Consider the following 22,201-nt stretch of genomic DNA (forward strand, 5'->3'; position numbering starts at 1 on the left):
GCGTCGCATGCGACCTTCCCTCGCAGAGGGTGCGGGCTCGCGGTGACGCTGGCCCGCGCCTAGCGTCGGTGCCATGGCGCCGACGTGGCGGGGGACGTCGCGCCGCGACCCGGTGGGCCGCGGCCGGACGGGCCTGCGGTGAGCCCGCGCGCGGCACCGGGGATCGCGACCGTCGTGGTGGCGGTGGCCGTGGCGGTCGCCGACGTCAGTGCCGTCAACTCGGTGCTGCCGGAGCTGCGGCGCGACCTCGGGGCCGACGCGAGCGACCTGCAGTGGGTCGTCTCGGGGTACATGCTCACCTACGGCCTCGCGATGATCGTCACCGGCAGGATCGGCGACGCCCGTGGTCGACGACCGACCTTCCTCACCGGTGTCGTGGTCTTCACCGTGGCGAGCGTGCTCGCCGCGGTCGCGCCCGGGCCCGGTGTGCTCGTCGTCGCGCGGCTCCTCCAAGGCTTCGGCGCGGGGTTCCTCAACCCCCAGGCCATGGCGCTCGTCCGCGAGCTCGTGCCGGAAGGGCCGAGACGTTCGGCTGTCTTCGCGCTCTACACGGCTGTCGTCAGTGCCGCGCTCGCTGTCGGCCCGCTCCTCGGCGGGCTGCTGGGTTCGGTCGGCTGGCGGTGGGTGTTCTGGGTTAACGTCCCCCTCGGCGCGCTCGTCCTGCTCGCCGGCCTGCGCGTGCTGCCACGTGCCGTACCCACGGGGGCGAGGGTCCTGCCCGACGTGCCCGGCGTGGCGCTACTGTGGGCCGGCCTTTCGCTGCTGCTCGTACCGCTGTTCGAGCTCTCCGACCTGCCGGCCGGGGTGGTCGTCGCCGGACTGCTGTCGGCGGTGGTCGCGCTCGCGGCCTTCGTCGTCCGGGAGCGCCGGACCGCGGCGCGCGGTGGTGCACCGGTCGTCGACCTCGCGCTGTTCCGTGACCGCTCGTACACCTGCGGCGTCCTGCTCAACACCACGTTCCAGGCCGGGCTCACGGGCGTCGTCTACGTGCTCACGCTGTACCTGCGCAGCGGGCTCGGGCTCGACCCGGTCGTCGCCGGCGCCGCGCAGCTCCCCGTGGCACTCGGCGCGCTGCTCGTCGCACCCTTCGCGGCACGGCTGGCACGACCGCGGCGCGGCGAGCTCACGGGGGTCATACTGCTCATCGTCGGCTCGGCGGCCGCGTGGGCCGCCGTCGAGGTGCTCCCCGACGCAGGCACCACGATCGTGTGGGCGCTGGCCGTGCCACTCCTCGTCGTGGGCGTCGGCAGCAACCTCGTCTCGGCGCTCAACCTCGGCGTCACCAACGCGCGGATCCCCGCCGAGGAGGCGGGCAGCGCCAACGCCGTACGTCAGACCACCGCCCGCATCGGGTCCGCGGTCGGCACCGCCACCGTCGGTGCGCTGCTCGCCGCGGCACTCGCGCCCGCCGGCCTCGGAACGGCTGCCCGGGCGGACTGGGACCGTGCCATGAGCGCGGGCATGGCGCTGTCGGTGGCGTTCCTCGCGGCGTCGCTCGTGCCGGTGCTCATCGACCTCGTCGCGACGCGACGCGAGGTCCGCGCAGCCCGCTCCTAGCAGTGGTACCACCTGCTGAGGCAGCCAAGAAGGCCTTCGCCTCGGTCTTCCGCCCGCCGAGCCGGTCTTCGACATCGCATCCGCCATCATCAGGACGACCGCAACTCTGAGCGGCCCGTCGCAGCCGTTCGGCAGCTCGCACACCCGCACGATCGGCATGCAGCGCGACCCGAACAACCCGGACGGCTGCAGACTCGCTGACCAGCACAAACGCAGCGGAGTCGGTTGTCGCTCGAGCTCTACTACGACGTCTGACAGTCACCGCTCATGGCTGCTCCCGTGAGCGTCTGACCTGCAGTGACGGCACCCCCGTCGCCCTCGTGGCGGCGGGGGTGCCGCACGTCCGGGGGTCCACCATCACCGCGTGCGGCCGCTCGTTCTGCGCGGAGGTGGCCGCGCGAGCTAGCGTGGCAGCAGGCCCGCGACGACCCCGCGGTGCGCGAGGACTCCCCATGACGCAGGCGGTGCGACCGGCGCGCGACGCGCAGCCCGTGCCGGCAGGTGAGGGCCTGGCCCGGCGGTTGGTGCGGCAGTACCCCCTGGTGGTCGTCACGATCGCCGTCCTCGTCGCGACGCTGCTGCTCCGTGCGGCCGGGCAGGCAGTGGCCGGTGGCTGGCTCGGATCGGTCTGGGCGCTGCTCGTGGCGGCCCAGGTGTTCCGGGGCATGGTCCAGGACATCCGGGCCGGCAAGTGGGGCATCGACCTGCTCGCGGTCTCCGCGATCATCGCCACGGTGGCGGTCGGCGAGTACGTCGCCGCGCTGGTGGTGGTGCTGATGCTGACCGGCGGGCAGGGCCTCGAGGACTATGCCGCGCACCGTGCCCGTGGAGAGCTCCGCGCGCTGCTGGAGCGGGCACCCGTCGCGGCGCACCGGCTCGCGCCGGACGACTCGGTGGTCGACGTCCCCGTCGGGGAGGTCGTGGCCGGCGACCGTCTGCTCATCCGTCCCGCCGAGGTCGTCCCGGTGGACGGGACGCTGCTCAGCGACGAGGCGGAGCTCGACGAGTCGTCGCTGACGGGTGAGAGCCTGCCGGTCCCCCACCGCGCCGGCGACCCAGTGCTGTCGGGTGCGCTGAACACCGAGCGTGCCGTCCTCGTGCTCGCGGGCGCGTCGGCCGAGCAGAGCCAGTACGCGCGCATCGTCGCGATGGTCCGAGAGGCCACGCAGTCCCAGGCGCCGGTGGTCCGTCTCGCCGACCGGTACGCCGTCCCGTTCACTGTCCTCGCGTTCACCATCGCCGCGGCCGCGTGGTGGTGGCACGGCGACGCCACGGTGGTGGCGCAGGTGCTGGTCGTGGCCACGCCGTGCCCGCTGCTGATCGCCGCGCCGGTGGCCTTCCTCGCCGGCATGAGCCGGTCCGCGCACGCCGGCGTCATCATCAAGGACGCCGGGACGCTCGAACGGCTCGCCGCTGTGCGGACCGTCGCGTTCGACAAGACCGGCACCCTGACCTACGGGCGACCCGAGCTCGTCACCGTGCATGCACGTGCACCGTGGGGCCAGGACGACGTGCTGCGCCTCGCGGCCTCGGCCGAGCAGTACTCGTCGCACGTGCTGGCCAGGTCCGTGCGCGACGCCGCCACGGCGCGGAACCTGGTGCTCGCCCCCGCGGTCGACGCCCACGAGGAGGCGGCGCACGGAGTCACCGCACACGTGGAGGGGCACCTGGTGGTCGTCGGCAAGCGGGCGCATGTTGCCGCCACCGCTCAGGGCGTGCCGGACCAGCAGGTGTACCCGGGCGAGCTGGCGGTGTACGTCGCGGTCGACGGTCAGGGCGCCGGCGTCCTGGTGCTCAGCGACCAGCCCCGCGCAGACGCGCGCACGACTCTGGAGGAGCTCACGCGGCTGGGCATCACCGACCGCGTGGTGATCAGCGGTGACGCCGCGCCCACCGTCGCGCACGTCGCCGAGGCCGTCGGCATCACACGGACGTTTGCCGAGTGCCTGCCCGAGGACAAGGTCCGCCTGGTGCGCGACCTGCCGAACCGCCCGGTGATGATGGTCGGCGACGGGGTCAACGACGCACCCGTGCTGGCCGTGGCGGACGTCGGTGTGGCCATGGGTGCGCGGGGGTCCACCGCCGCGAGCGAGTCGGCGGACGTCGTGATCCTTACGGAGGACCTCGAGAAGACCGCCGCAGCGGTGCGCGTCGGCCGGCGGACCATGCGGGTCGCCCTGCAGAGCATCTGGCTCGGCATGGTGCTGTCCGTCGGCCTCATGCTCGTCGCCGCGACGGGAGTCATCCCGGCGGTCGTCGGTGCACTGTGCCAGGAGGTGGTCGACCTGCTCTCGATCCTCAACGCGCTGCGGGCTCTGCGCGGGCCGGCGGGGGCGAGTCCCTACATCGAGGTACCCCAGCGGTAGCCGACGAACGCCAGCGCGACGCACACCAGCAGGATGCCGATACCGTAGAGCAGCGCGGTGCCGTACTTCCTCTCGCGGACCAGCTGGACCGTCTCGTAGCTGGCCGTGCCGAACGTCGTGTAGCCAGCCAGGAACCCGGTGGCGAGCACGACGCTGAGCTCCGTCGAAGCGACCCGGCCGACCACCAGACCGGTGAGCACACCGAGGACGAGCGAACCGGTCATGTTGATGATCGCGGTGGACCACGGGAACTTCTTGGACGCGCGGGCCCTGATCCAGTCATCGAGGAGGTAGCGCACGACGGCTCCCGCTCCCCCGGCGACGATCAGCAGCAGGAACTCGCCGACGCTCATGACGCCCTCCCGGTGTCGGTTGCTGTCGCGCGACTGGCCAAGGCGATGCCGGCGAGGGTCGCGAGCGCGCCGAGGAGCACGGTCCCCAGCGCGTAGGCGAGCGCGAGGTCCACGCGGGACTTGTCGAGCAGCACGGCGGTGTCGGTGGCCAGCGCGCTGTAGGTGGTCAGGCCACCGCAGAAGCCGGTGCCCACCAGCAGCTTGAGCCGGGCGGTCCGTCCCGGCCCCGGCGACCTGCGTGTCAGGTGCTCGTAGAGGTAGCCGAACACGAAGGCGCCCAGGACGTTGACCAGAATAATGACGACAGGGACACCGTCGAGCGGCGGGACCTCTCGCGACAGGAACTCACGGATGGCGACGCCGCCGCCGGCGCCCGCAGCGACGAGGCCGATGGCCGCCCCGCGACCAGGAACCCGGTCGGGTATGACGGGGCGCGTCGAAGAGCCTGATTCTTGGCGGGCCATGGCCCGACGGTAGGCCGATGAAGCCCGCGCGCGGTGTGCGACGCGCGGCGCATCAGGTGCTCACGGCGTCCGGCGCATCTGAGCCGGCTCACTCCCCCAGGACGGGCTTGACCTGGGTGATGGTCCAGCGCCGCCGCCACACGACGGCCGCGACCCCGAGCAGGAGACCCGTGAGCCCCCAGGCACCGACGACCAGAATGTCGCGCACGTACCGGTCCGACGGTCCGCCGGTGAGCGCGATCCGCAGGCCGTCCACGACGTAGGACATGGGCAGGAGCGGGTGGATCGCGCGCAGCGGGCCCGGCAGCGTCTGCATCGGGTAGATCCCGGCGCAGCTGGTCAGCTGGAGCATCAGCAGCACGAGCGCTATCGACGAGCCCACCACCCCGAACGCGGCCCGCAGGGCGTGCGCGATGGCGGTGAAGGCCATCGACCCTACGGCCACCAGACCGAGCGTCGCCGGCCAGCTGCGCGGCTCCATGCCCAGACCGAAGTGCAGGATAGCGGTCAGCACGAAACCCCCGGTCACCCCGATCGACGCGACCGGGAGGTACCCCGCGAGCGCCACCCGCACCGAGTGCGCGCGCGACATGAGCCCTCGCGGGTTCACCGGACGGAGCACCGTGAACGCCGCGACGCCGAAGACGCACAGGGCGATGCCGAAGAAGAACGGCGCCAGACCTTCGCCGTAGTACTTCGCGTCGTTCACTGCGGAGTCCGTGACCTTCGTCGGCGACGCGAGCTCGCGTGCGACACCTTCGGGGTCGTTCTCGCCGATGGTCGGGATCTGCTGGACGGCGGAGGTCAGTCCGTCGGTCAACGTCGATGCGCCGCTCTCCAGCTCGGCCGTCCCGCTGACCAGCTGGTTCGCCCCGTCCGTCGCGCTCTGCAGTCCGGTCGACAGCTCGCCCAGCCCGGTCGCGACCTCCTGGGACCCGGACGCCAGGCGGTCGATGTCGGACTGCGCGGCGCGGATCCTCGCCTGGATCACGGGGACGTCGGCGTTGACCTGGGCGGCGCGGGCAGCGACCCGGTTCGCGGCCGTGCTGACCTCCGCGGCCGTCCTGGTGACGTCACCGGCGCGCGCGTGCGCGGCCTCGGCCCGCGCCACGACCTGCTGGAAGCCCGGGTCGCTCGCCGCGCCGCTGCTGTTCCCCCACTGCTGGAGCTCGTCGAGGAGCTGCCCGGTCCGCGAGGGCAGCCCGTCGGCGTCCTGCGCCACCTGCCCGGCCAGCTGTGCCGCCTTGTCGGCGACCGTCTGCGCGGCACTCGCCACCCCGGGCAGCGCAGGGACGACCTCATCCACCAACGGGTTGACGACGTTCGCGATGCGCTGGTCGCCCTGCGCGACCTGCTCCGCGCCGTCGCGCAGCGCGACCGAGGCCTGCTGCGCCGACGCCAGGCCCCCGGCCAGCGTCACCGTCCCGTCGTGCGCGGTCGTCAGGCCGTCACGCAGGCGGCCGGCACCGTCGGCCGCCTGCTGCAGCCCGCTACGCAGCTCGTCCAGACCCTCGAACAGGACGGTGAAGTACGCCGCCGTCGCGGCGGCGTTGATCCGCTCCTCGAGCTCGATCGCCAGTCCCCGGGAGGCGACGCTGACGATGAACCCGTTGGCACCGTCGCGGCGCAGCAGGACCTCGGCCACCTTCGGGTCACCCGACTGCACCGACGCCAGGTTCGCGGAGAAGTCGTTCGGGATGGTGATCGTCATCAGGTAGGTCCCGTCGGACAGACCGGCGGCCGCGTTGGTCGCGCTGGTCGGGGTCCACTCGACGATCGGGTCCTGCTGCAGCTCCTCGACGACCTGGCTCCCCGCCCGGACGTCCTTGCCCTGGACGGTCACCGCCTGGTCCTCGTCGACCACCGCGACCTTGATGTCCTCGAGGTGCCCGTACGGGTCCCAGTTGGACCACAGGTACAGGCCGCCGTACAGCGACGGCAGGAGAACCAGGAACAGGAGCGCCACGCGTTCGAGCGGACGCCGGTACCGCCGCAGCTCCGACCAGGCGAGGGAGAGGATCATGACTCCTCCACGTGCGTCGCGTGCAGCTCGAGAACGGACCGACCCGCTGGGTGGTCGCGCGGGTCACCACCGGCGGTGGTCGCGATCGTGATGCACTCGTCGGCGGCGGAGACCTGACCGAGCGCGGTCCAGACCATCGCCTGCTCGTCGGGCGGCAGGCCGTCGTCCAGGTCGTCGAGCACCAGCACCTTGGGCCGCTCCAGCGCCGCGAGCGCCACCGCGAGCAGCGTGCGCTGGACCGCGGGGAGCCCGGCGACCCGTTCACCACCAGCGGCACCCAGGGCGGTCAGCTCGCGCACCTCGTCGACCCGGTAGCCCGTGCCGTCGGAACCGGCAGGATGGACCCGGTCCCAGCGCGCTCGCTCACGGAACGCCTGGTCGACCGTGTGCTGGTCCTCCGGGCCGACGACGTCGTCCAGCCGGGCGACCGACGCCAGGCCGCGCACATGACGGGTGTCGTGCGGGAGCTGGTGCCCCAGGACCCACAAGGTCCCCGTCGTCGCCCGTGCCCTGCCGGCCAGCGTGAGCAGCAGCATCGAGCGACCCGTCCCACCCGCACCGCGGACCTCGAGGACCTCGCCCGGGAAGGCACTCACGGTGACGTGCCGGTAGACCCAGCCTTCGCCGGCGCGCATCCCCAGGCCCCTGGCCCGGATGCCCTCGGGCGGCTGCTCCGGCGGGAGGTCCAGCGGATCGGTGCGGCTCTGCTCGATCGTCATCACGGGCCCCTCCCCCGGAGGTCCCCTGATCCCTGGAGCCCTCTGCGCCTCCAATGTCGCAGAACTGCGGTCCGTGGGCGCGGGGAGCGTCCCGGACCCGACCAGGACCAAAGACACGTCCGTCCCGCCTCCGCGCGCAGGACCATGGTCCTTGCCGGTCACCCCGGCTGTATGTCCACGTGCACCCACAGGAGCGCCCCATGGCCACCATCCGTCCCGACGTCCGTCCCGCCCGCCGGCTCGAGGAGCGTGTGCGCGAGCTCGCGACCACCGTCCGGTGGGCACCCGCACCGCGCTGGGGAAGCTCGACGCGTGAGCACACGCGGTACGCGGGCTACCTCGGGGGCAGCATCGTGGGCTGGACGGCCCTGGGGCTTGCGACGGCCGCGGTCATCGGTCGGGCGCTCGGCGCCGCCTGAGCGGCCCGCTCACCTGACCCGACCGAGCGCGATCGCGGCGTACATCAGCGCCGCGACGGTCTCGCCGTCGGTGATCGACCCGTCCGCGACGAGCTCCAGCACCCGTGGCCACGGCTCGCGCCGCACCGCGGTGATGCCCTCGGCCTCCTGCTCGACCGGCTCGTCCGCGGACCGCAGGCCGCGGGCCAGGTAGACGTGCTCCGGGGCGTGACTGACCCCGTTGAGCGCGAACATCGACCCCACGTGCTCCCAGTGGTTCGCCACGAGGCCGGTCTCCTCGCGGAGCTCGCGCTGGGCGGCGAGCACCAGGTCCTCGCCGTCGCTGCCGCCGGCGGGCACCTCGAGCGACCTCCCGGTGGTGTGCCGCACGACCTCGACGAGCACCACCTCGTCGTCCGCGGTCAGCGGGACGATGAAGACCGCGGGGTGGCGCAGCTCGACGACGCCGTAGACCCCTGCCGTCCCGTCCGGGCGCTCGACCGCGTCCTCGCGCACGCGGATCCAGGGGTTCTCGTAGACGGTGGTGGTGCTGTGCGTCGGCCAGTGCGTCATGGACGCAGCCTGGCAGAGGCACTGCAGGGATTGCGCTTACCGGACATTCTATGGCACGCTCCGGAAACCGGTTTCTGGTAGTTCTCGGGACAAGGACGTCTCATGAGGGTTCGTCGTACCGCCGTCGTCACGCTCGCCGCCGCAGCGCTGCTCCTGCCGGCCACCACCGCCCACGGCTCGCCCGCGCCGGTCGACCTGGGCCGAGAGGTGCTGCCGCCGGGCGACGGATGGGCGTCGTACGCGGGTCCCACGGCCCCCGACGGCAAGCCGACCGTGGCGACCGGCACCACCGGCGGGGCCGACGCCGCCGCGGCGGAGGTCTACGTCGTCGACACCTGGCAGGAGCTGCGCGACGCCCTGGCCGGTGCGCCGGGCGGCAGCCAGACCGACGCCCGCCGCAACGTCGTCCCCCGGATCATCTACGTGAACGGCACGATCACGGCCTTCGAGCCGAGTGCGTGCGAGTCGTTCGGCGCGCAGGTCACGGTGTCCGACACGGGCCGGCCCTTCCGGATGGCCGACTACATCGCACACTTCGAGCCGGCCGGGCCGTGGGGCCGCGTCAAGCCGAGCGGCCCCCTCGAGGACGCCCGGGTCGCCGCCGCCGCCGTGCAGGCGGCGCAGACGCTCCAGCACGTGGGCTCGAACGTCACGTTGGTCGGCGTCGGCGACGACGCGCGGATCGTCGGCGCGAGCCTGCGGATCCGTGACGCGCACAACGTCATCGTCCGGAACCTGACCATCGCCGACGCCTACGACTGCTTCCCGGCCTGGGACCCCACCGACGGCACCGCCGGCAACTGGAACTCCGCGTACGACAACGTGTCGGTGTGGACCTCGACCAGCGTGTGGGTGGACCACAACACGTTCGACGACGGCGACCACCCGCACTCGGCGCTCCCGACGGTGTACGGACGGCCCTTCGAGGTGCACGACGGGCTGCTCGACCTCACGCACGGCTCCGACCTGGTGACCGTGTCCTACAACCGGTTCCAGGACCACGACAAGACCGAGCTGATCGGCTCCTCCGACTCACGCCCGCAGGACCGCGGGCAGCACCGGGTGACGCTGCACCACAACCACTGGATCGACATCGGCCAGCGCGCACCGCGCGTGCGCTTCGGCGACGTGCACCTCTACGACAACCTCTACACGCAGACCACCGAGGGCCTGTTCCAGTACTACTGGGGGGCCGGCATCGAGTCGAGCATCGTCGCGGAGAACAACGCGTTCGAGCTCGCGCCCGGCGTGGACCCCGGACGCATCATCACGCGGTGGGGCGGCAGCCAGCTGCTCGAGCGCGGCTCGACGGTGAACGGTCAGCCGACCGACCTCCTCGCGGCGTTCAACGCGACCGCACCCGTGCCGCTGGCACCGACGGCACGCTGGAACCCGGCCGACGTGTACGACTACACGCTCGATCCCGTGCGCGACGTGCCTGCGCTGGTCCGCGCTCAGGCGGGCGCCGGCGTGCTGCGTTCCGGAACCCCCGTGGCCACCACCGCGCCCGGTGTCGCGGTGCTCACCGACGACAACGGCTGGGACACCGGCCTGCGCGACGGCTCCTACACGGTCACCGCGAACCTCTGGTGGGGCCAGAACGCGACCGTCGCCCGGCTCTACGAGAACGGCGTGCTCGTCGACGCCCGGTGGCTCACGGGCACGACGCCGCACCGTCAGACCGTGAGCTTCCCCGTCGCGGGCCGGGGCGACGGGACGTACTCCTACGTGGTCGAGCTGCTCAACCCGTACGGGACCAGCATGTCGCGCCCGCACGCCGTGGTCGTGTCCGAGGCGGCGCCGGGACGCGCGGTCCTGAGCGACGACAACCGCGACGGCGACGGCTCGTTCACGCTGAGCAGCACCCTGTGGTGGGGGACGAACGCGACGCACTACACGCTGTACCGCGACGGTCAGGTGGTCGACGAGCAGGAGCTCACCGCCGCCACGCCCCGACGTCAGACGGTCCGGACGGACGTGTCCGGGCTCGCGCCGGGGACGTACCGGTTCGTCGCCGTGCTGAGCAACGACGCGGGAAGCACCCCGACCGGCGAGCGGGTGATCACGGTCCGCCGCTGAGCACCTGTGGGCCCACCATGCGTCAGTTGTGGAGGGTGTCGCCGGCACTGCACACAACGTGCACGGGACCCCCGCGCAAGTGCCTGACGTGCGCAGACGCTGCTGTCTAGCGTGGCGCTCATGACCGACTCCGCAGCGCCGACGCCCCCGTCCCCGCCCGCACTGCCCGGCCCGCCACCCACCTGGGTGGCGGGCCGCTCTGCTGTCCCGACGGTGCCCGGTCGGGTCTTGCGGGTCCTCGAGCCGTTCTGGGCCGAGCGGCGGCGGCCGGTCACCCTCCCCACGCTGATCGCGAGCGGCGTGGTCGGCGTGCTCGGTGGGGTGCTGCTGGTGGGCCACCAGCCCGGGCTCGGCGCCGCGTTGGTCGGGCTGGCGGTGTGGGCGGCGGCCGCTCCGGCGCTCGTGCGCCGCCGCAACGCCGACGACCTGGTCACCGCGGCGCTGTCGATCGTCCTGTTCGCGGTGGTCGCCGTGCGCGACGCCGGCTGGGTGGTGGTGCTCTGCGCGCTCGTCGCGATGTGGACGGGTGTCGTCGCGGTGACGTCGTCCCGATCGGCGCCGGCCGCGGCGCTCGCCCCGCTGACCTGGGCGGCCGGGACCGCCCGGGCACTGCCGTGGGTGGCCAAGGGCGTGGGCGCCCTCGCGGGGTCGCGCCGCGGCCAGCTGCTGGTCGTGCTGCGGACCGCGGCCATCACCCTGGCCCTGCTCCTCGTCTTCGGGCTGCTGTTCGCGAGCGCCGACCGGGTCTTCGCCAGCCTGATGCCCCGGTTCGAGCCCGACATGCTGCCCGGGCAGGTCGTGGTCGGCACCCTCGTGGCGGTCGTCGCGGCGGCCCTGGCGCACCTTGCGCTCGCGCCGCCCAGCTGGTCGGACGCCCGCCTGGCGCCGCGGGGACCGGCGTCCCGTGGCGAGTGGCTGGTCCCCGTGCTGGCGCTCGACGCGCTGGTGCTGCTGTTCGTGATGGTGCAGGTCGGCGCGCTGCTCGGGGGCCACCAGCACGTGCTGGCGACCGCGGGCCTGAGCTACTCCCAGTACGCGCGCGAGGGGTTCGCGCAGCTCCTCGTCGTCACCGCGCTCACGCTGGTCGTCGTCGCAGTGGCGGCCCGTCGGGCGCCGCGCGCGACCGCGACCGACCAGCTCGTGTCCCGGCTCGCGTTGGGCGCCCTGTGCATCGGGACCCTGGGAGTCGTCGCCTCCGCATTGCGGCGGATGGACCTGTACGTCGACGCCTTCGGGCTGACCCGGCTCCGGCTGTTCGTCACGGTGGTCGAGATCGCCCTCGCGGCCGTCTTCGTGCTGCTCCTGGTCGCCGGCGTCCGGTGGCGCGGGCGCTGGCTCCCCCGGGCAGCCGTGCAGGTGGTCGCCGTCGCGATGCTCGGCCTCGCGCTGGTGAACCCGGACGCGCAGATCGTCCGGCACAACACGACGGCGGAGCTGGCCACCGACCTCGACGTCGACTACCTGGCTGGGCTGTCGGCCGACGCCGTGCCCGCCTTCGCCCGGATCAGCGGCCAACCGGCGCTGCGCTCCTGCCTGCTGGCTTCGGCGTACGTACCGCCCGATCCCGGCCTCGCCGACTGGAACCTGGGGCGCGAGCGCGCCACACAGGTGCTGGCCACCCAGGATCCGGGTACGAGCACCGCCTGCAGGCGGGACAGGTGGACGAGCGTCAGGCCGTGACGGCGGGCTCCTGCCGAGCCGCGGTCCGCGGTCGCGCGGCCAGGGTCACCAGTCCCAGGACCAGGAGCGCGACGACGAACACCCCGACCACGTACGCAGGCGTCGGCCGGTCCGCCAGCACGAGGGCCAGGCCGGCGAGGGAGATGACGACGACGCGCACCAGGACGCGCTGCTCGTCGAGCCACACCCCGACCGGACCGGTGCTGATCGAACGCCGGTCACCCGCATCCCGGATCCACGCCGCAGCCCGGGAGCCGGACGCCCGGAGCTGGCGCGCCGCGGTCGTGTCCCCCGCCAGGAACGCCGCGAACGCGACGACCAGCCCGAGGACCAGGACGACACGCAGCTGGAGGCGGAGCAGCGAGACCGCCTGGTCGTAGATCGCGACGGCGGTGTCCACCCGCTGCACGCCGGGCGGCAACGAGCCGGCGTACAGCGACCGGCCGATCACCAGCCCGAGCGCGAGGACCAGCATCCCGGCCGCCAGGGACAAGCCCGCGACCACGAGCGCCCGGGACCGGTGCCGCGCGGCCAGGACCCCGCCCGCGAGCAGGGCGAGCGCCAACCAGGGCAGGACCCCTCCCACGACGTCGAGGAACCGGTACGCGGACTGCAGCCGGACCAGGTCGGCGCTCGAGCCGATCGGGAAGGTCACGTTCACCGTCGGGATGCGGCTCGCGAGCGTGAACCCGGACTGCTCGAGCGAGGCCTTTGCGTCCTCCACGATCGGCGTGATGTCCAGGGTGAGCGCGCCGTTGCTGCTGATCTGCGCGAGCGCGTCCGGGTCACCCCGCAGGCTGGCCACGATCTGTTCGTGCGCGACCCGGTTCGCCTCCTGCCAGGCATCCGCGAACGCGGCCGAGCTGACGATCTTGGTGACGTTCGTGCGGATGAACCCCGTGATCGCGTTCTCCAGCGGGGTCTGGAGCGACGTGGCCGCCTCGGAGACGACCGGTGGCAGGTCGAGCGAGGCCACCGCGTCCGTCGCCTGCGTGGTCAGCTGCCTGACGTCCAGTGCCTCGACGACGGCCGTGGTGATCCGGCCCGCCACGGCCGACCGGACCAGCGGGTCCTCCGCGATGGGCGCCACCGTGTCGACGTAGGCGTCCGTGTCCACCACGAGCTCGCGCGCCCAGCTGCCGACCACGGCGACCGGCGCCAGCAGGGCGCCGAGCAGGACGAGGGCGACCGTGGCCGAGGTCCGGCCGCGCCCGCGCCGGGGATTCGGGCGCGGGCCTGGTTCCGCGCCCGCCGCCTGGGCCCGCAGCCGCGCGTTCTCGGTCTCCAGCAGCTGGAGCCGGGCCAGCAGGACCGCGCGCTCCTCCGTCGGGGACGAGACGGGGACGTCGACGTCGATGGACGCGGGAAGCCCGGCCGTGTCCTGCTGTGCGTCGGCGACGGACTCGGTCGTGTCGGCCTCGTCCACGGCGTCCACCGGACCCGTGTCCTGCGGGGTCCTCTCGTCCGGGATGACGGACCGCGACGCCGTCTCCGGCAGGTCGGGCAGGCCCGGCAAGTCCTGCGCCTCGGCGTCGTCGGGCCGGGGTGCGGCCGTCGGCCCCGGCCGGGTCTCGCGCGGTGGGCGTGACGACGGCTTCTTCTCGACCACGGGGTCCCCTCCCCAGAACGGCGTGCGCGCCTGCGACTCGTCGAGCATGGCAGCCGCTCGGTCCCGGCGCGACGGTCTGCCGAGACGACGTGGCCGGTCACCCGGCGAGATCACGTGCGGCGGCCCGTGCGACCGGTACGGTGCCCCCCGAGACGTCCGACACCCGCGAGCCCGCTCGCCCACCCTGAGCCGAGGGACCCGATGCCGAACCGATCCGCCCCACCGGTCGTGCTGCCCGCGACCGACCCGCGCAAGCCGCCGCTGTGGCTGCCGCGCGCGCTCGTGATGACCGCCTTCGCGGTGTTCGTCGCGGTGGCCGTGTGGCGGGCGCTGGGCATGCTCAGCAACGTCATCTTCATCATCGTGATCTCGTGGTTCCTGTCCCTGGCGATGGAGCCGCTGATCCGCTGGCTCGTCGCGCACGGCGTCCGGCGCACGCGCGCCACCGGGATCGTCATGCTCGGCGCCCTGGTCCTGATCGGCGTCGTGATCGCCCTCTTCGGCGGGTTGTTCATCACCCAGGTGATCGCGCTCGCGCAGTCGCTGCCCGACGTCTACGACCAACTGGTCGTCCGGGTCGACGAGTCGTTCGGCTTCCAGCTGCCCGAGGTCGACGAGCTGCTGGTCAACCTCGGCGACCACTGGCAGGAGCTGGCACCCGGCCTGCTCGGCATCGGCACCTCGATCGTCGGCGGCCTGTTCACCTTCACGTCCGTCCTCCTGGTCGTCTACTACATGGCCAGCGCGGGACCGCGGTTCCGCGCCTCCATCTGCCGCCTCCTGGCCCCTGCCCGGCAGCGCGAGATCCTGCGGCTGTGGGAGGTCTCGCAGGAGAAGGTGGCCGACTTCATCAACTCGCGGATCGTGCTCGCGGCGCTCTCCACCGCGATCACCTTCGTCTTCCTCACCGTGCTGGGCATCCCGTACGCGCTGCCCCTGGCCGCGTTCACCGGCGTGGTCTCCCAGTTCGTGCCCACGATCGGTACCTACATCGGCGGCGCTCTGCCCATCGCGGTGGCCCTGACGGTCTCGCCCGTCAAGGGTCTGCTGACGCTCGCGTTCATCGTCGGGTACCAGCAGGTGGAGAACCTGCTGTTCGCCCCGAAGGTCTCGGCCCGCTCCATGGAGATCAACCCCGCGGTCGCGTTCCTCGCGGTCATCGGGTTCGGCGCGGTCTTCGGGCCGATCGGCGCGTTCCTCGCCCTGCCCGTCGCGGCCACGATCCAGGCGGTGTCGTCCACGTACATCCGCCGCCACGAGCTCGTCGACGACGAGCTGTTGCGGGAGGACGACAAGGACGCGTCGGCGAAGGACGAGGACGGCGACGCCGAGGCGGCCGACGACCGCACCGGCGACCGCTCCGGTGACCGCACCGGCGAGGACGAGCGCCCGGTCGCTCAGCCGTAGAAGACGCGCTCGACCACCGCGCGGCAGCGCCGTGCGGTCCGCAGGTAGTCCTGCTCCAGCTCGCCGCCCGAGCCGGCGGGGTAGCCGACGACGCGGGCCAGCCCGGCGAGCGCCTGGCGGTCGTGGGGCAGCACGTCCGCGTGCGCTCCGCCGCGCCCGGTCCACAGGACGTTGGCGTCCCGCAGCCGGCTCGCCAGCAGCCACGCCTCCGTGAGCACGCGGGCGTCGTCGGCACCGAGAAGTCCCGCGTCCGCCGCGGCCTCGAGCGCCTCGAGCGTCGCGGTCGTGCGCAGCGTCGGCACCTCGTGCGCGTGCCGCAGCTGCAGGAGCTGGGCGGTCCACTCGACGTCGGAGATGCCACCGCGGCCCAGCTTGAGGTGCCGGGCGGGCTCGACCCCCCGCGGGAGCCGCTCGGCCTCGACCCGTGCCTTGATCCGGCGCACCTCGCGCTCCACCGCCGGGTCGACCCCGCCGACGGGGTAGCGCAGCGGGTCGATCAGCTCGACGAACCGTCGGCCGAGCTCGTCGTCACCCGCCGCCGGCCGGGCCCGCAGCAGCGCCTGGCTCTCCCACGGCGACGCCCAGCGCTCGTAGTACTCGGCGTACGAGTCGAACGAGCGGACCAGCGGTCCGTTGCGTCCCTCGGGGCGCAGGTCGGCGTCCACCTCGAGGGCGGGCTCCGGCCCGACCGAGCCGAGCAGGGTCCGCAGCCGAGTCGTGACCTGCAGCGCGAAGTCCTGGGCCACCAGCGGGTCGGCGCCCTCGTGCGGGTCGTGCACGAACAGGACGTCGGCGTCCGAGGAGTACCCCATCTCCGCGCCGCCCCACCGGCCCATGGCGACCACGAGCAGACGCGTGGGACTCGCGTCCAGGCCCTTCTCCTCACGCACCACCCACTCCGCGACCCGGAGGGCTCCGGCGACGACCACGTCCGCCGCAGAGCTCAGGCTCCGGGACGTGCGCTCCCCCGTGACGACGCCGAGGACGTCGGCGGCGGCGGTGCGTGCCAGCTCGCGCCGGCGCAGCCCGCGCAGCGCCGTGAGGGCCGCGACCTGCTCGTCGGACCGCGTGAGGATGGCGTCCGCCTCGGCGGTCAGGCGCTCGACCGAGCGCGGCAGCAGATCGGTGTCGTCCGCCAGCCACGTGACCGACTCGGGAGACCGGGTCAGGGCCTCGGCGACGTAGCGCGACGTCGACAGCACCTGGGCCAGGCGGCGGGCCGCCGTCCCGGAGTCCCGCAGGAGCTTGAGGTACCAGTGCGTCGTGCCGAGCTCGTCGGAGAGCCGCCGGAACGCCAGCAGGCCGCCGTCGGGATCGGCACCGTCGGCGAACCACCCGAGCATGACCGGGAGCAGCTGGCGCTGGATGGCCGCCCGGCGGGACACCCCCTCCGTGAGCGCCGCGATGTGCCGCATGGCGCCTGCGGGGTCCGTGTAGCCGATGGCCGCCAGCCGCGCCTTGGCGGCCTCCGGCGCGAGGCTCGCCTCGGCGGTCGACAGCTCGGCGGTGGCCGGGAGCAGCGGCCGGTAGAACAGCTCCTCGTGCAGACCGCGCACCTCACGACGCGTCGTCCGCCAGCGCTCGAGCAGGCCCTCGGCGCCCTCGGCCCGCATGCCGATCGAACGCGCGAGCCGGCGCAGGTCGGGCTCGGCCGTCGGCAGCAGGTGCGTGCGGCGCAACCGGTACAGCTGGATCCGGTGCTCGAGCACGCGCAGCAGGCGGTAGCAGACGGCGAGCTGCGCAGCGTCGGTACGGCCGACGTACCCGCCCGCGGCCAGCGCCGCAAGGGCGGTCAGCGTGCTCGGGCTGCGGATGGACTCGTCGGCGCGCCCGTGCACCAGCTGGAGCAGCTGCACGGTGAACTCGACGTCGCGCAGACCGCCCACGCCGAGCTTGAGCTCCCGGTCCGCCTCGGCGGCGGGGAGATGACCCTCCACCCGCCGGCGCATGGCCTGGGAGTCCTCGACGAAGTGCTCGCGCGTCACGGCGCTCCACACGAACGGCTGGGTCATGGCCACGTACTCGCGGCCGAGCGCCTCGTCGCCCGCGAGCGGTCGCGCCTTGAGCAGCGCCTGGAACTCCCACGTCTTGGCCCAGCGCTCGTAGTACGCCTTGTGGCTGGCGAGCGTGCGGACCAGGGGGCCGTCCTTGCCCTCGGGCCGCAGCGCGGCGTCGACCGGCCAGAGCGCCGGCTCGGTCGACGGCGTCGAGCACGCGCGGGCCAGGCCCGCGGCGAGCCGCGACCCCGCGGCGAGCGCCTCCGCCTCGTCCACGCCCTCGACAGGCTCCGCCACGAACACGACGTCGACGTCGCTCACGTAGTTCAGCTCACGGCCGCCGCCCTTGCCCATGCCGATGACCGCGAGCCGGACGCCACGGCCGTGGTCGTCCAGGTCCGCACGGGCCAGCGCGAGCGCCGCCTCGAGCGCGGCACCGGCCAGGTCGGCGAGCGCGGCCGCCACCGCCGGCATCCGGGTGAGCGGGTCGGTGCACGTCAGGTCGGTGGCTGCGATCCGCAGCAGCCGCGACCGGTAGGCCAGCCGCATGGCGTCCGTACCGGCGGCGCCGGCGAGCGTGGCCACGGGGACGTCCGCGTCGGCGTCGGCGCCGACGGCCGCCAGGAGCTCCGCCCGGACGGTACGCACGGGGACCCCGGTGCCCGGGGCGTCGTCGAGCAGGACCCGCAGGTTCTGCGGGTGGGCGACGAGCGTGTCGCCGAGCGCGACGGAGGCGCCGACCACGGCCAGCAGCCGCGCCCGTGGCGGGCCGTCCTGCAGGAGGATCTCGCGCAGGATCGCGATCAGCCGGCGGTCGCCGACGACGGCGCCGGCCAGCTTGGCCAGCGCGAGCAGCGCCTGGTCGGGGTCCGCGACGTCCGCCAGGGGCGCGATGAGGACGTCCGCGGGTTCCTCGACGACCTCGAGCAGGGCGGCGTCACCGAGCAGCCGCTCGGCCCGCCGGGCATCGGTGACGCCGACCCGCGTCAGCCGGGCGGCCAGCGTGGAGCCGCGCACCGGGGCCCCCGTCACAGCACCGGGAGGAACCGCCGCAGCTCGTACGGCGTGACCTGCTTGCGGTACTCCCCCCACTCCTGGCGCTTGTTGCGCAGGAAGTAGTCGAAGACGTGCTCGCCCAGGGTCTCGGCCACGAGCTCCGAGCGCTCCATGATCGAGATCGCCGCGTCCAGCGACGTCGGCAGAGGTTCGATGCCCAGTGCCCGGCGCTCGGCGTCGGTGAGCTCCCACACGTCGTCCTCGGCGCCCTCGGGCAGCTCGTAGCCCTCCTCGACGCCCTTGAGCCCGGCGGCCAGCATGAGCGCGAAGGCGAGGTACGGGTTGGTGGCCGAGTCGACCGCGCGGTACTCGATGCGGCTGGAGTTGCCCTTGCCGGGCTTGTACATCGGCACGCGCACCAGCGCGGAGCGGTTGTTGTGGCCCCAGCACACGTAGCTCGGCGCCTCGGCGCCTCCCCACAGGCGCTTGTAGGAGTTCACGAACTGGTTGGTCACGGCGGTGATCTCGGCCGCGTGCCGCAGCAGGCCGGCGATGAACGAGCGCGCAGTCTTGGACAGCTCGAGGTGTCCGCCGGGCTCGTGGAACGCGTTGCGGTCGCCCTCGAACAGCGACAGGTGCGTGTGCATCCCCGAGCCGGGCTGGTCGGCCAGCGGCTTGGGCATGAAGCTGGCGAAGACGCCCTGCTCGAGCGCGACCTCCTTGACCACCGTGCGGAACGTCATGATGTTGTCGGCCGTGGTCAGCGCGTCGGCGTAGCGCAGGTCGATCTCGTTCTGGCCGGGTCCGGCCTCGTGGTGGGAGAACTCCACCGAGATGCCCATGGACTCGAGCATCGTGATCGCCGCGCGTCGGAAGTCGTGCGCCGTGCCGCGCGGCACGTGGTCGAAGTAGCCGCCCTGGTCCACCGGGACCAGGGGCTGCGTCGGGTCCGCCGGGGCGTCGAAGAGGTAGAACTCGACCTCGGGGTGCGTGTAGAACGTGAACCCCTTGTCGGCGGCCTTGGACAGCGCGCGCTTGAGCACCGTGCGCGAGTCCGCGAGCGACGGCTCGCCGTCGGGCGTCAGGAGGTCGCAGAACATCCGGGCGGTGCCGTGCCGTTCACCCCGCCAGGGCAGGATCTGGAACGTCGAGGGGTCCGGCTTGGCGATCATGTCCGCCTCGTAGACCCGGGTCAGCCCCTCGATGGCGCTGCCGTCGAAGCCGATGCCCTCCGAGAAGGCGGCCTCGAGCTCGGCGGGGGCTACCGCCACCGACTTCAGGATCCCGAGCACGTCGGTGAACCAGAGACGGATGAAGCGGATGTCCCGCTCCTCGACCGTGCGGAGCACGAACTCCTGCTGCCTGTCCATGCGGTACATCCTGCCTGATGAACGGCCCGGCGCAGGGTCGTTGTCCGGGGCGGGTCGCCCGAGATGGTTAGGCTCGGCCACATGCCTTCTCCCCGCATCGCTCTTGCGCAGATCGACACGCGCGTGGGCGACGTCGACGCGAACGCCCGAGCCGTCCTCGACTGGTCCCGCCGGGCCGCGGAGGCGGGCGCCGACCTGGTCGTGTTCCCGGAGATGACGCTCACCGGGTACCCCATCGAGGACCTGGCGCTCCGGGCGTCGTTCCGCCGGGGTGCCGAGGCCGCGCTGCAGAGCACGGCCGCGGCGCTGGCCACCGAGGGCCTCGGGAACCTGGCCGTGCTCGTCGGGACCGTCGGCGAGAAGTCGGTGACGCCCGTGGACGCGCCGGGCGCGCCCGAGGGGCCGCGTCGACCGACCAACCAGGCGGTGCTCCTCCAGCACGGCCAGGTGCAGGTGCGCTACGACAAGCACCACCTGCCCAACTACGGCGTGTTCGACGAGTACCGGATCTTCGCGGCCGGCGACGACGTGTGCGTGATCGACGTCGCGGGCCGCCGGGTGGGCGTCGTGGTGTGCGAGGACATCTGGCAGGACGGCGGCCCCGTCTCGCAGATGGACGAGAACGAGGTCTCGCTGCTGGTGGTGCTCAACGCGTCACCGTACGAGGAGGGCAAGGGCCACCAGCGCGTCGAGCTCGCCGCCCGCCGGGCGCACGAGGTCGAGGCGCCCGTGGCGTACGTCAACCTCGTCGGGGCGCAGGACGACCTCGTGTTCGACGGCGGGTCGTTCGTCATCGCCACCGACGGCACCGTCGTGGCCCGCGCACCGCAGTTCGTGGAGCACCTGCTGGTGTGGGACCTGCTCGGCGACGACGACGCCCCGGCCGTCGGCACGATCGCGCCGCCGCTGGACCCGGACGAGGAGGTGTACCGCGCCCTGGTCACCGGCCTGCGCGGGTACGTGTCCAAGAACGGCTTCCGGTCCGTGGTGTTCGGGATGTCCGGCGGCATCGACTCCGCGCTGGTCGCCGCGATCGCGGCCGACGCCATCGGGGGTGAGAACGTCGTGGGGGTCTCGATGCCGTCGGTGTACTCCTCCCAGCACAGCCGGGACGACGCGGCCGACCTGGCCGAGCGGATCGGCGCCGACTACCGCGTCCAGCCGATCTCCGCGATGGTCGAGGCCTTCGAGCGCGAGCTTCCCCTGGACGGTCTCGCGGAGGAGAACCTCCAGGCGCGCATGCGCGGGGTGATCCTCATGGCGCTCTCGAACTCCGAGGGCCACCTGGTGCTCGCTCCCGGGAACAAGACCGAGCTCGCGGTCGGCTACTCGACGATCTACGGCGACGCCGTCGGCGGCTTCGCGCCGATCAAGGACGTCGACAAGTCTCGGGTGTGGGCGCTCGCCCGCTGGCGCAACCACGCGGCGATCGACGGTGTCTTCGGCCCCGACGAGATCCCGCCGATCCCCGAGTCGTCCATCACCAAGCCGCCGTCGGCCGAGTTGCGACCGGGGCAGGTCGACCAGGACTCGCTCCCGCCGTACGACCTGCTCGACGAGGTCCTCGACGCGTACGTCGAGCACGCCGAGGGGCGCGCGGAGCTGCTCGCCCGCGGCTTCGACCCGGACGTCGTCGACAAGGTGCTCACCCTGGTCGACCGTGCCGAGTGGAAGCGCCGCCAGTACCCGCCGGGCACCAAGGTGACCGCGCTGGCGTTCGGCCGCGACCGTCGACTGCCCATCACCACCCGCTGGCGCGAGCCGTGACCATCCCGACAGGAGCCCCCCGAATGTCCCCCACCCCGAAGCGCGTGCGCGTGCACCACCTGCGCGAGGCCAAGGAGCGCGGCGAGCGCCTGACCATGCTCACCGCGTACGACGCCGTCACCGCGCGGATCTTCGACGAGGCGGGCATCGACATGCTGCTGGTCGGCGACTCGATCGGCAACACCATGCACGGCCACACCACGACGCTGCCGGTGACCGTGGACGACCTGATCCCCCCGGCGCGTGCCGTCGCCGGTGCCGCCCGGCGCGCGTTCGTGGTCGCCGACCTGCCGTTCGGGTCGTACGAGGCGGGTCCCGAGCAGGCGCTCGCGACCGCCGTGCGGATGATGAAGGAGACCGGCGTCTCCGCCGTGAAGTTCGAGGGCGGCAAGCGAGTGGTCCCCCAGATCCGCGCGATCACCGACGCGGGCATCCCCGTCGTCGCGCACCTGGGCTACACGCCGCAGTCGGAGAACCTCCTGGGCGGTCCCCGTGTCCAGGGCCGGGGGGACCTCGCGGCCGAGCTCCTGTCGGAGGACGCCGTCGCGATCGCCGAGGCCGGTGCCGTCGCGGTGGTGCTCGAGATGGTCCCGGCGCCCGTGGCCGCCCGCGTCACCGAGATCCTGCAGATCCCCACCATCGGCATCGGCGCCGGCACGGAGTGCGACGGTCAGGTCCTCGTGTGGGTCGACATGGCCGGGATGACCGACTGGTCGCCGCGGTTCGCCAAGCGCTTCGGCGAGGTCGGCGCGGCCCTGCGTGCGGCCGCGACCGCCTACGCCGACGAGGTGCGGGGCGGCACCTTCCCGGACGCGGAGCACCAGTTCGACGCGTGACCGCCGG

16 protein-coding genes are annotated in these 22,201 nt (G+C 73.2%); 8 read left to right on the forward strand and 8 right to left on the reverse strand.

The window, feature by feature from the left end; translation table 11 throughout:
- Positions 1-138: 138 nt before the first annotated feature.
- Positions 139-1,557, forward strand: a complete 1,419-nt coding sequence (locus KG102_RS10685) for an MFS transporter (protein WP_208214478.1) — start codon at positions 139-141, stop codon at positions 1,555-1,557.
- Positions 1,558-2,009: 452 nt separating this feature from the next.
- The gene (locus KG102_RS10690) at positions 2,010-3,923 is read left to right on the forward strand and encodes a heavy metal translocating P-type ATPase (RefSeq protein ID WP_208288915.1); all 1,914 of its coding nucleotides are present in this window, start codon (positions 2,010-2,012) and stop codon (positions 3,921-3,923) included.
- Here the strand turns inward: KG102_RS10690 and crcB are convergent.
- The 4 genes from crcB to KG102_RS10710 all read right to left on the reverse strand — a co-directional run bounded on the left by crcB (position 3,899) and on the right by KG102_RS10710 (position 7,482).
- Positions 3,899-4,276 (reverse strand): fluoride efflux transporter CrcB, encoded by a 378-nt coding sequence (gene crcB, locus KG102_RS10695; RefSeq protein WP_208288912.1) that lies wholly within the window; start codon positions 4,274-4,276, stop codon positions 3,899-3,901. The genes KG102_RS10690 and crcB overlap by 25 nt on opposite strands.
- Positions 4,273-4,740: a fluoride efflux transporter FluC gene (locus KG102_RS10700; protein ID WP_208288910.1), complete on the reverse strand. Its 468-nt coding sequence runs from the start codon at positions 4,738-4,740 to the stop codon at positions 4,273-4,275. The genes crcB and KG102_RS10700 overlap by 4 nt, the downstream gene beginning before the upstream one ends.
- 88 nt (positions 4,741-4,828) lie before the next feature.
- Positions 4,829-6,763, reverse strand: a complete 1,935-nt coding sequence (locus tag KG102_RS10705; RefSeq protein ID WP_208288908.1) for a YhgE/Pip domain-containing protein — start codon at positions 6,761-6,763, stop codon at positions 4,829-4,831.
- On the reverse strand, positions 6,760-7,482 hold the full coding sequence (locus tag KG102_RS10710) for an ATP-binding cassette domain-containing protein (RefSeq protein ID WP_208214482.1): 723 nt from the start codon (positions 7,480-7,482) through the stop codon (positions 6,760-6,762). Before KG102_RS10710 ends, KG102_RS10705 begins: the two co-directional genes overlap by 4 nt.
- A gap of 200 nt (positions 7,483-7,682) precedes the next feature.
- Between KG102_RS10710 and KG102_RS10715 the strand changes: the two genes are divergently transcribed.
- Positions 7,683-7,901, forward strand: coding sequence for a chemotaxis protein CheW (locus tag KG102_RS10715; protein ID WP_208288906.1), 219 nt, complete (start codon positions 7,683-7,685; stop codon positions 7,899-7,901).
- 9 nt (positions 7,902-7,910) lie between these two features.
- Here the strand turns inward: KG102_RS10715 and KG102_RS10720 are convergent, their stop codons facing one another.
- The gene (locus KG102_RS10720; protein ID WP_208288904.1) at positions 7,911-8,453 is read right to left on the reverse strand and encodes an NUDIX domain-containing protein; all 543 of its coding nucleotides are present in this window, start codon (positions 8,451-8,453) and stop codon (positions 7,911-7,913) included.
- Positions 8,454-8,555: 102 nt separating this feature from the next.
- Here KG102_RS10720 and KG102_RS10725 point away from each other — a divergent pair, with 102 nt between their 5' ends.
- On the forward strand, positions 8,556-10,532 hold the full coding sequence (locus KG102_RS10725; protein WP_208288903.1) for a pectate lyase family protein: 1,977 nt from the start codon (positions 8,556-8,558) through the stop codon (positions 10,530-10,532).
- 120 nt (positions 10,533-10,652) lie between these two features.
- On the forward strand, positions 10,653-12,212 hold the full coding sequence (locus KG102_RS10730; RefSeq protein WP_208288901.1) for a DUF4153 domain-containing protein: 1,560 nt from the start codon (positions 10,653-10,655) through the stop codon (positions 12,210-12,212).
- On the opposite strand, the gene KG102_RS10735 is transcribed toward KG102_RS10730, so the two are convergent.
- A complete protein-coding gene (locus tag KG102_RS10735; protein WP_243883918.1) occupies positions 12,202-13,869 on the reverse strand; it encodes a hypothetical protein in 1,668 nt (555 codons plus the stop codon). The two genes, KG102_RS10730 and KG102_RS10735, sit on opposite strands and share 11 nt — an antisense overlap.
- Before the next feature lie 153 nt (positions 13,870-14,022).
- On the opposite strand from KG102_RS10735, the gene KG102_RS10740 reads away from it, so the two are divergent.
- Complete coding sequence (locus KG102_RS10740) at positions 14,023-15,228, forward strand: AI-2E family transporter (RefSeq protein ID WP_208288900.1); 1,206 nt, start codon at positions 14,023-14,025, stop codon at positions 15,226-15,228.
- On the opposite strand, the gene KG102_RS10745 is transcribed toward KG102_RS10740, so the two are convergent.
- Both KG102_RS10745 and glnA read right to left on the reverse strand, forming a co-directional pair.
- On the reverse strand, positions 15,219-18,242 hold the full coding sequence (locus tag KG102_RS10745) for a bifunctional [glutamine synthetase] adenylyltransferase/[glutamine synthetase]-adenylyl-L-tyrosine phosphorylase (protein WP_249667282.1): 3,024 nt from the start codon (positions 18,240-18,242) through the stop codon (positions 15,219-15,221). The genes KG102_RS10740 and KG102_RS10745 overlap by 10 nt on opposite strands.
- Before the next feature lie 11 nt (positions 18,243-18,253).
- Positions 18,254-19,591: a type I glutamate--ammonia ligase gene (gene glnA, locus KG102_RS10750; protein WP_208214489.1), complete on the reverse strand. Its 1,338-nt coding sequence runs from the start codon at positions 19,589-19,591 to the stop codon at positions 18,254-18,256.
- 81 nt (positions 19,592-19,672) lie between these two features.
- Between glnA and KG102_RS10755 the strand changes: the two genes are divergently transcribed.
- A complete protein-coding gene (locus KG102_RS10755; RefSeq protein WP_208288896.1) occupies positions 19,673-21,358 on the forward strand; it encodes an NAD+ synthase in 1,686 nt (561 codons plus the stop codon).
- A 23-nt stretch (positions 21,359-21,381) separates the two neighbouring features.
- Positions 21,382-22,194, forward strand: a complete 813-nt coding sequence (panB, locus tag KG102_RS10760; protein WP_208214491.1) for a 3-methyl-2-oxobutanoate hydroxymethyltransferase — start codon at positions 21,382-21,384, stop codon at positions 22,192-22,194.
- Positions 22,195-22,201 lie beyond the last annotated feature (7 nt).

It is taken from the genome of Cellulomonas fengjieae (assembly GCF_018388465.1).
Lineage (GTDB): Bacteria > Actinomycetota > Actinomycetes > Actinomycetales > Cellulomonadaceae > Cellulomonas > Cellulomonas fengjieae.

Excerpts from the sequence above, each read along its gene's own strand:
- KG102_RS10755 (WP_208288896.1), top strand. The coding sequence starts at position 19,673 with ATGCCTTCTCCCCGCATCGCTCTTGCGCAGATCGACACGCGCGTGGGC.
- KG102_RS10730 (WP_208288901.1), top strand. The coding sequence starts at position 10,653 with ATGACCGACTCCGCAGCGCCGACGCCCCCGTCCCCGCCCGCACTGCCC.
- KG102_RS10735 (WP_243883918.1), bottom strand. The coding sequence starts at position 13,869 with ATGCTCGACGAGTCGCAGGCGCGCACGCCGTTCTGGGGAGGGGACCCC.
- KG102_RS10715 (WP_208288906.1), top strand. The coding sequence starts at position 7,683 with ATGGCCACCATCCGTCCCGACGTCCGTCCCGCCCGCCGGCTCGAGGAG.
- KG102_RS10725 (WP_208288903.1), top strand. The coding sequence starts at position 8,556 with ATGAGGGTTCGTCGTACCGCCGTCGTCACGCTCGCCGCCGCAGCGCTG.
- panB (WP_208214491.1), top strand. The coding sequence starts at position 21,382 with ATGTCCCCCACCCCGAAGCGCGTGCGCGTGCACCACCTGCGCGAGGCC.
- KG102_RS10710 (WP_208214482.1), bottom strand. The coding sequence starts at position 7,482 with ATGACGATCGAGCAGAGCCGCACCGATCCGCTGGACCTCCCGCCGGAG.
- crcB (WP_208288912.1), bottom strand. The coding sequence starts at position 4,276 with ATGAGCGTCGGCGAGTTCCTGCTGCTGATCGTCGCCGGGGGAGCGGGA.
- KG102_RS10690 (WP_208288915.1), top strand. The coding sequence starts at position 2,010 with ATGACGCAGGCGGTGCGACCGGCGCGCGACGCGCAGCCCGTGCCGGCA.
- KG102_RS10700 (WP_208288910.1), bottom strand. The coding sequence starts at position 4,740 with ATGGCCCGCCAAGAATCAGGCTCTTCGACGCGCCCCGTCATACCCGAC.
- KG102_RS10740 (WP_208288900.1), top strand. The coding sequence starts at position 14,023 with ATGCCGAACCGATCCGCCCCACCGGTCGTGCTGCCCGCGACCGACCCG.
- KG102_RS10705 (WP_208288908.1), bottom strand. The coding sequence starts at position 6,763 with ATGATCCTCTCCCTCGCCTGGTCGGAGCTGCGGCGGTACCGGCGTCCG.
- KG102_RS10720 (WP_208288904.1), bottom strand. The coding sequence starts at position 8,453 with ATGACGCACTGGCCGACGCACAGCACCACCACCGTCTACGAGAACCCC.
- glnA (WP_208214489.1), bottom strand. The coding sequence starts at position 19,591 with ATGGACAGGCAGCAGGAGTTCGTGCTCCGCACGGTCGAGGAGCGGGAC.